The following is an 8,235-nucleotide window of genomic DNA, read 5'->3' on the forward strand; positions in this document are numbered from 1 at the left end:
CGCCGCCGCCCGCGACGGTCCCCGCGTCGCGGCAGCCGCCCAGCGCGGCCGAGCCCGGCAGCCCGGTCCAGTGGTCGACGGTGGAGTTGAGGTCGCCGAGGACCACGACGTCCTCCTCCGCGGAGCAGAGCGCGGAGACCGAGAGCAGATCGCTCCGCCACTCCGCGAGGCGCGACGGGATCGGAGCCATGGTGTGCACCGCGGCGAGGACGGGGCGCTCGGGAGTGTCGGGGCGCGCGACGAGGGACGGCGTCGATCCGGTGACGACCGCGGCCGTGTCGACGGTGTACCCGCCGAGCGAGGGGGAGAGCAGCAGGGCCGCCCCGTCGTCGGCACCCGATCCGGCGTAGTGGAGGGTCATCGACATCCCCTGAGCGCTGAGCGCGTTCACGACGTCCTGCGCGTGCGTCTGCGAGACCTCGAGGAGGGCGATGCCGTCGACCGCGCTCTCCCGGGCGAGCGAGGCGATCGTGTCGATGGGCACGCCGTCGTGCAGCACGTTCCAGGCGGCGAGGCGCACGTCGGCGAGGCGATGGGCGCGCGGAGCGGCGGAATCGTAGCCCCGCGCTCCCTGCACTCCCGCGAGCACGAGCGCGAAGACGACGCCGAGCGCCGCGAGAGCCAGCGCGAGGCGCCTGACCGGAGCGACGAGGACCGCGATCACGGTCAGGACCGCGGCGAGCCCGACGGCCGCCGCGCCCGTCGCGAGCCGGAACGGCACCAGCTGGGCGAAGGGGGCGTCGCGGGCGATCCCGAAGAAGCCGGGCGCCGCGACCACCAGCAGAGCGATCGCCACGATCACCGCCACCGCGGTCTTCACCAGTCTCGTCCCCATCGCGGCCCAGGCTACTAGGGCATCGGAGGGCTCGCAGGCGGCGCGTCTACGATGAGCCCATGCATGTCGACGGGGGCCGTTACGACCTCCACACCCACTCCGTCGTCTCCGACGGCACCGAGGCTCCGGCCGTCCTGGTGCGGGCCGCGGCCGCGGCCGGGCTCACCGGAGTGGCCCTCACCGACCACGACACGACCGGCGGCTGGGCCGAGGCGCTCGCCGCGGCCGAGGAGGCGGGGATCGACCTGCTGCCCGGGATGGAGCTCTCCTCCCGCGTCGGCTGGGCCAGCGTCCACGTCCTCGCGTACCTCGTCGATCCGGCGGATCCGGGGCTCCTGGCCGAGACCGCGCGCATCCGCTCGGCCCGCACGCACCGCGCGGAGGCGATCGTCACCGCGATCGCGGCCGACTACGACCTCACCTGGGACGACGTCCTCGCCCAGACCAGCCCGGGCACGACCATCGGGCGTCCGCACATCGCCGACGCTCTCGTCGCCCGCGGCCTGGCCACCGACCGCTCCGCGGCCTTCGCGGGGATCCTCGACTGGCGCGGCGGCTACTACCGCCCGCACTACGCGCCCGATCCGGTCGACGCCGTGCGCCTGGTCCGCGCGGCGGGCGGGGTCCCGGTCATCGCGCACCCGGCCGCGAGCGCCCGCGGGATCGCGGTCGAGTCGATCCTCCCGCAGCTCGTCGACGCCGGCCTCTTCGGCCTCGAGGTCGAGCATCGCGAGAACACGGCCGACGGCAAGCGCCGGCTGCGAGAGCTCGCCGAGCAGTACTCGCTCGTCACCACGGGCTCGAGCGACTACCACGGCACGGGCAAGCCGAACCGCCTGGGCGAGAACACGACCGCGCGCGCGACCGTCGACGCGATCCGCTCCTCCGCCCGCTGAGCCGCGGCGACCGCCGGGTCGCGGACGCCGTCGAGTCGCGGACAGCCGCTGAGACGCCGAGAGCCCGCCCTCCGCGACGGATCGCGAGAGACGGGCTCGGTGGCGCGGTGGCTCAGGCCTGGGCGTCGGGGCGCGGGGAGCGGCGGCGCGACCGGGTGCGGCGGCGCGGCTCGCTGTTGCCGTCGTGGTGCTCCTTGCTCTCGCTCGAGGGAGCGGGGCCGGTCTGCTGCGGAGCGGTCGAGTCGGCGGCGTCGGAGCGGGTGCGGCGGCGCGGCGGCCGGTCGCCCCGCTCGGAGCGCTCGCCCCGGTCGGAGCGCTCGCCCCGGTCCGGTCGGGCGTCGGCCTTCGCCTCGGCGGGGATCGGGGTCGGCTTCAGCCGTCCCTTGGTTCCCGCGGGGATGTCGAGGTCGGTGTAGAGGTGCGGCGAGGACGAGTAGGTCTCGACCGGGTCGGGCTGGCCGAACTCCAGCGCCCGGTTGATGAGGGCCCACTTGTGCAGGTCCTCCCAGTCGACGAAGGTCACCGCGATGCCGGTCTTGCCCGCGCGCCCGGTGCGGCCCACGCGGTGCAGGTAGGTCTGGTCGTCGTCCGGGATCGTGTGGTTGATCACGTGGGTGACGTCGTTCACGTCGATGCCGCGCGCGGCGACGTCGGTGGCGATCAGGATGTCCTTCTTGCCGGCCTTGAACGCCGCCATCGCGCGCTCGCGCTGCTCCTGGTTGAGGTCTCCGTGCACGGCGGCCGCGTTGAAGCCGCGGTCGTTGAGCTCCTCGACGATGCGGGCGGCGGCGCGCTTCGTGCGGGTGAAGATGACGGTCTTGCCGCGGCCCTCGGACTGCAGGATGCGCGCGATGACCTCGTCCTTGTCGAGCGAGTGCGCCCGGTAGACGATGTGCTTGATGTTCGCCTGCGTGATGCCCTCGTCGGGGTCGGTCGCGCGGATGTGGATGGGCTTGTTCATGAAGCGGCGCGCGAGCGCGACGATCGCGCCCGGCATCGTCGCCGAGAAGAGCATGGTGTGGCGGGTGGGCGGCGTCTGCGCGAACAGCTTCTCGATGTCCGAGAGGAAGCCCAGGTCGAGCATCTTGTCGGCCTCGTCCAGGACCATCACCTGCACGTTGGCGAGCGAGAGCAGGCGCTGCCCGGCGAGGTCGAGGAGGCGTCCGGGCGTGCCGACGACGATCTGGGCGCCGGCCTTCAGCTGCTCGATCTGGCCCTCGTAGGCCTTGCCGCCGTAGATGGAGACGATCTTGGTCGGCCGGTTGGAGGCGGCCAGCTCGATGTCCTCGGTGACCTGCACGGCGAGCTCGCGGGTCGGGACGACGATGAGCGCCTTGACGCCCGGCTCCGGGTCGGCGCCGAGGGCCTGGATGAGGGGGAGGCCGAAGCCGAAGGTCTTGCCGGTGCCGGTCTTGGCCTGGCCGATGATGTCCTGCTTCTGCAGGGCCAGGGGGATCGTCTGCTCCTGGATGGGGAACGGCTCGAGGATGCCCTTGGCGGCGAGTGCGGCGACGATGTCGTCGTCGATGGTGAGGTCGGAGAAAGTCACGGAGTGAAGCGCCTGTCGTGTCGAACGGTCCACGCCCCTGTACGACTCCGGGCGCAGGGTCACCGATCCAGCGCCGGTGACGTCCCGGCGAGTCTACTGCTCCCGGCCCCGTCGGCCCCGGAACCCCGCTCCTCCGGCGCCCTATGCTGAAGAAATGGCTGCCTGGTTCCGACGTCGACGTCCCCTGCTCGACGTGCCCCGCCTGACGCCGCGCGGGGAGTCGAGCCAGAAGCGCGACCGCGTCGACCTCGCCGACCTGACCCCCGAGGTGCTGCCCTACCTCGGCCAGGTCGCCTATCTCCAGCTCGCGGTGTTCGAGGTGCTGGCGCGCGCCGTCGCCGAGACCGACGACCTCGCGGACAAGGAGGCCATCTCCTCCGCGGCCGGCACGGCGCTCGCGAAGCACCACGCCGTCGTCGCCGAGCTGCGCCGCCGCGATGCGGAGCCCGGCGAGGCCATGGCGCCGTTCCGCCCCGCGATCGACACCTTCGAGCGGCTCACCCGCGGCGCGGATCTCCACGAGACGCTGCTCTCGGCGTACATCACGGCGGGCCTGCTCGACGACTTCTTCATCCGCCTCACCGGCGGGCTGCCCACCGACGTGGGGCCGCGCATCGCGCAGACCCTCGGCGCGGACACGGGCGTCGACGGCGTGATCACGATCCTCCGCCGCGAGATCGCCGCGGACGAGCGCCTGGGCTCGCGCCTGGCCGTCTGGGGCCGCCGCCTGGTGGGCGACACCCTCCTCGTGGCGCGCTCCGCGCTGATGGGGTCGGGCAACCACGACTCCGACGAGTCGCGGATCGAGCCGGTGTTCACCGAGCTCATCGCCTCGCACACGCGGCGGATGGACGCCCTGGGGCTCACGGCCTGACCGTCCTCGGCGCGTCGCTGCGCCGGACTCCGGGAACGACGGAGGCGCGGAAGTCCGAGGACTCCCGCGCCTCCGGCTCGGATCAGGGGGCGACGCGTCCCGAGAGCATCGCCTGCAGGGAGGCCTCGTCGCGGCGGGCGCGAGTGCGCCCGAGCGAGAGGCCGACCGGGACGACGACCACGGCGGTCGCGACGAGGGACAGGACCCAGATCAGTCCGCCGTCCCACGGCAGGCCCGCCCAGGTCAGCGCGACCCAGACGACCGCGGCCACCAGGCCGCCGACCGCCGGCACCAGCACGGAGCCGTGCAGGTGCCGGTGCGGCAGCCCGTAGCGTGCGGCGAGACCGATCAGGACCCCGAACAGGGTGATGAAGAGGAGCTCCACGACGTGTCCGGCCGGGATGCTCTAGGCGACGAAGCCGACGCGGCGCGACTCCTCGGAGCCGACCTCAACGAAGGCGACGGTGGCGGTCGGGACGATGTAGATCTTGCCCTTCTCGTCGCGGAGGCGGAGGACGGCGGTGCCGGCCTCGAGAGCGGTGGTCACCGTCTTCTCGACCTCGGTCACGGACATCGACGACTCGAAGTTGAGCTCGCGCGGGGTGTTGACCATTCCAATACGGATTTCCACCAGCAGTGCCTTTCGGGAGGGGACGAGGCTGTCAGGATACGGGACCGCGCTCGGACGACCGCGCCGGTTTCGCGGTGAGCGGAGCGGGCGGCCGGAGCTCCCGGCGGGGACGGGCGGGAGTGTCGGACCCGGTGGCTACCGTGGTCGTGTGACCGCTCCCGCGACCCCCGCTCCCTCCACCGCAGCCCCAGTCGGCGAGGCGCTCCCGGGCGAGCCCGCGGTCGTGCTGGACGACTCCCAGCGCGCGGTGCTCGCGCTGCCCGAGGGCCGCAGCGCCGCCGTGCTCGGGGCGCCGGGGACGGGCAAGACCACGACGGTCGTCGAGCTGGTCGCCGAGCGCGTCCTCGCGCGGGGGTACCCGCCCGAGTCGGTCGTGGTGCTCGCGGCCAGCCGCACCGCCGCCACCGCCCTGCGCGACGTGCTCGCCCTGCGCCTGGGTGTGCCGACCCGGGGCCCGCTCGCCCGGACCGCGACCTCGCTCGCGTTCGAGGCGGTCACCTCCTCCGCCAAGGAGCGCGGCCTCGAGCGGCCGACCCTCCTGACCGGCGGCGAGCAGGACGCCCTCCTCTCCGAGCTCGTCGAGGGCCACCTGGAGGAGGGGACCGGGCCGCGGTGGCCGGAGGAGTTCAGCCCCGAGGTGCTGAGGCTCCGCACGTTCCGCACCGAGCTGCGCGAGTTCGGGATGCGGGCGACCGAGCACGGGCTCGACTCGGACGCGATCCGCGCCCTCGGGGTCGACGCCGAGCGCGGCGAGTGGAGCGCGGCGGCCGACGTGCTCGACGAGCTGCGCGAGGTGGTGGAGTGGATGGCGCCCCAGGCGGGCACCCGTCTGGACGCGGCGGAGTTCGCTGCCTACGCGGCCGAGGCGATCCGCGCGGGCGAGGGCGGCGAGCGGATCGACGCGCTGCGTCTCGTCGTCGTCGACGACCTCCAGGAGGCGAGCGAGTCGACGCTCGTGCTGCTGCGGGCGCTGACGGAGCGCGGGGCGACCGTGATCGCGCTGGGCGACCCCGACGTGGCGACCAGCGCCTACCGCGGCGCGGCCTCCGACACGCTCGGCCGGTTCGCCGCGAGCATCGGCGCGTCCGACGTCGAGACGCTGGTGCTCGCGCGGGTGCACCGCCACTCGGCCGCGCTGCGGGCGGTCGTGTCGGCCGCCACCGAGCGCATCGGCACCGCGGCGGCCGGCCGGCAGCGGGCGGCGGTCGCGGCTCCGGCCCCCGAGGCGGGTCCGGAGCCTGTGCTGGTGCTGCACGCGCCGACGGCGGCGCGCGAGGCGGCGACGGTGGCGCGGCTGCTGCGCGAGCGGCGGCTGCGCGACGGTGTTCCGTGGCGGCGGATGGCGGTCGTCGTGCGCTCCGGAGCCGCGGTCCAGCCGCTGGTGAAGGCGCTCGCCGTGGCGGAGGTGCCGACCCGCTCCGTGCTCGCCGGTCGGGCGCTGCGCGACGACCACGCGGCCCGGGCGCTGCTCGTGCTGGTCGGCGTCGCGATCGGCGAGCGGCCCCTCGACGCGGAGCTCGCGGCGGAGCTGCTGCTCGGCCCGTTCGGCGGGGTCGACCGGCTGGGACTGCGCCGGCTCCGCCTCGCGCTCCGGGCGGAGGAGCTCGCCGGCGGCGGCATCCGCGCGAGCGACCCGCTGCTGGTCGAGGCCCTCGCCGCGCCCGGCCGCTTCGCCACCATCGACTCCGCTCCCGCCCGGCAGGCCGAGCGGCTGGCCGTGACGATCGACCGGGTCCGCCGCCTGCACGGGGAGGGGGGCTCGATCGAGGAGCTCCTGTGGTCGGCGTGGGAGTCCAGCCGTGTCGCATCCTCCTGGCGCGAGCTCGCCCTCGGCACCGGCCTGACCGCCGCCGAGGCGAACCGCAACCTCGACGGCGTGGTCGCCCTCTTCAGCGCCGCGCGCCGGTTCGTGGAGCGGGCGACCGGGCACTCCGCGGTCGGCTTCGTCACCGAGATCCTCGAGGCGGAGGTCCCCGAGGACACGCTCGCGCCGCGCTCCGTCGAGGACGCGGTCCTCATCGGCACGCCCTCCTCCGTCGTCGGGCTCGAGTTCGACGTCGTGGTGGTCGCCCGGCTGCAGGACGGTGTCTGGCCCAACCTCCGCCAGCGCGGCTCGCTGCTCGATCCGGACGGCCTGCTGCGGCACGCCCGCGGCGAGGGCGGCCTGCCGCTCGACGCCCGCAAGGCCACTCTCGACGACGAGCTCCGGATGTTCGCCCTGGCCGCCTCGCGCGCCCGGCGGCAGCTGGTGCTCAGCGCCGTCGCGGGCGAGGACGAGACGCCCTCCCTCTTCTTCCGGCTCACCCCGCCGGACGCGCCGCGGCTCGATCCGGCCTCCGCGGTGCCGCTCACTCTGCGCGGGGCGGTGGCGGCGCTGCGCCGGACCGCCACCACGCCGGACTCGACCGAGGCTCCCGCCGCGATCCGAGGGCTCAGCGCCCTGGCGCTCGCAGAGGTCCCCGGCGCCGACCCGTCCTCCTGGTCCGGGGTGCTCGAGCCCTCGACCACGGAGCCGCTCTTCGACGTCGGCGACCCCGAGCGGCCCGTCTCCGTCTCGCCGAGCCGCCTCGAGGCCTTCGAGCGGTCCCCGCTGGACTGGTTCGTCGACGCCGTCTCCGGCTCCACGACGAGCACGGCGATGGGGGTCGGCACCCTCGTGCACTGGGTCCTCGAGAACGCCGAGCGGCCCGATCCGCAGGAGCTGTGGGCGGCCCTCGAGTCGCGATGGCCCGAGCTGGTCTTCGAGTCGCCCTGGCTGGGCGAGCGGCAGAAGCGCGTCACGCGGCGGCTGATCGACGGCCTCGCGGGCTACCTCGCCGACTTCGAGCGCGGGGGAGGCGTGGTGCTCGGCCGCGAGCAGCAGTTCGAGCTCGACGTCCCGCCCGCCCGCGTTCGCGGATCCATCGACCGCGTCGAGCGCGCCGCTGACGGCTCCGTCACGATCGTCGATCTCAAGACGGGCCGCAGCACGCCCCGGAAGGACGACATCGCCGAGCACGCGCAGCTGGGCAGCTACCAGCTCGCCGTCGCCGAAGGGGCGATCGAGGCGGCCGACCCGGCCGACGGGGGAGGCGCCAAGCTGCTCTTCGTGGCGACGGGCGTGCGCGGGAAGCCGTACCGCGAGGTGGTCCAGGAGCGCTTCGGCGAGGAGGAGCTGGAGCGGTTGCGCGAGCGCGTCCGCGCCGCGGCGCTGGGCATGGCGGCGGCGGGCTTCTCGGGCCTGCTCGACGCGACCCCGTTCTCGCCCGGCGACGCTCTGCGGTACCGCATCCACGCGGTGCCCGAGGTCCCGGGCGACGGCCTCCTGGCGATCGACGAGATCGACGACGCGGACGACCTCGAGGACTCCGAGGACCCGGATCCCGGTGCGCCGCCCTGATCGGCCGCGAGGGGGACGCGACCGTGCTCTCCGAGGCCTCCGCCTGGCATCTCGCGCGGGGAGTCGTGGCC

At 74.7% G+C, this 8,235-nt stretch carries 7 protein-coding genes; 3 read left to right on the top strand and 4 right to left on the bottom strand.

All coding sequences use genetic code 11. From position 1 onward, the window contains the following. On the bottom strand, nucleotides 1–835 hold an 835-nt coding region (locus C5C24_RS17105), incomplete at its 3' end, for an endonuclease/exonuclease/phosphatase family protein (protein WP_146082661.1). A 59-nt stretch (nucleotides 836–894) separates the two neighbouring features. Between C5C24_RS17105 and C5C24_RS17110 the strand changes: the two genes are divergently transcribed. Next, nucleotides 895–1,731 carry a PHP domain-containing protein gene (locus C5C24_RS17110; RefSeq protein WP_104277655.1) on the top strand — a complete coding sequence of 279 codons (837 nt, stop codon included), beginning with the start codon at nucleotides 895–897 and terminating at the stop codon, nucleotides 1,729–1,731. Nucleotides 1,732–1,843: 112 nt separating this feature from the next. Here C5C24_RS17110 and C5C24_RS17115 read toward each other — a convergent pair whose 3' ends face one another. Continuing rightward, nucleotides 1,844–3,280, bottom strand: a complete 1,437-nt coding sequence (locus C5C24_RS17115; protein WP_104277654.1) for a DEAD/DEAH box helicase — start codon at nucleotides 3,278–3,280, stop codon at nucleotides 1,844–1,846. 154 nt (nucleotides 3,281–3,434) lie between these two features. Between C5C24_RS17115 and C5C24_RS17120 the strand changes: the two genes are divergently transcribed. Continuing rightward, nucleotides 3,435–4,154 carry a ferritin-like fold-containing protein gene (locus C5C24_RS17120; protein ID WP_104277653.1) on the top strand — a complete coding sequence of 240 codons (720 nt, stop codon included), beginning with the start codon at nucleotides 3,435–3,437 and terminating at the stop codon, nucleotides 4,152–4,154. A gap of 82 nt (nucleotides 4,155–4,236) precedes the next feature. On the opposite strand, the gene C5C24_RS17125 is transcribed toward C5C24_RS17120, so the two are convergent. Together C5C24_RS17125 and C5C24_RS17130 are read right to left on the bottom strand one after the other, a co-directional pair. Further along, nucleotides 4,237–4,539 (bottom strand): hypothetical protein, encoded by a 303-nt coding sequence (locus C5C24_RS17125; protein WP_104277652.1) that lies wholly within the window; start codon nucleotides 4,537–4,539, stop codon nucleotides 4,237–4,239. 21 nt (nucleotides 4,540–4,560) lie between these two features. Beyond that, on the bottom strand, nucleotides 4,561–4,785 hold the full coding sequence (locus C5C24_RS17130; RefSeq protein ID WP_104277651.1) for a DUF3107 domain-containing protein: 225 nt from the start codon (nucleotides 4,783–4,785) through the stop codon (nucleotides 4,561–4,563). A gap of 148 nt (nucleotides 4,786–4,933) precedes the next feature. Here C5C24_RS17130 and C5C24_RS17135 point away from each other — a divergent pair, with 148 nt between their 5' ends. Beyond that, entirely contained in the window at nucleotides 4,934–8,164 is a 3,231-nt protein-coding gene (locus C5C24_RS17135; protein ID WP_104305543.1) for an ATP-dependent DNA helicase, read from the top strand. The last annotated feature ends 71 nt before the right edge of the window (nucleotides 8,165–8,235 follow it).

The sequence above is a fragment of the Rathayibacter sp. AY2B3 genome (assembly GCF_002931755.1).
GTDB lineage: Bacteria > Actinomycetota > Actinomycetes > Actinomycetales > Microbacteriaceae > Rathayibacter.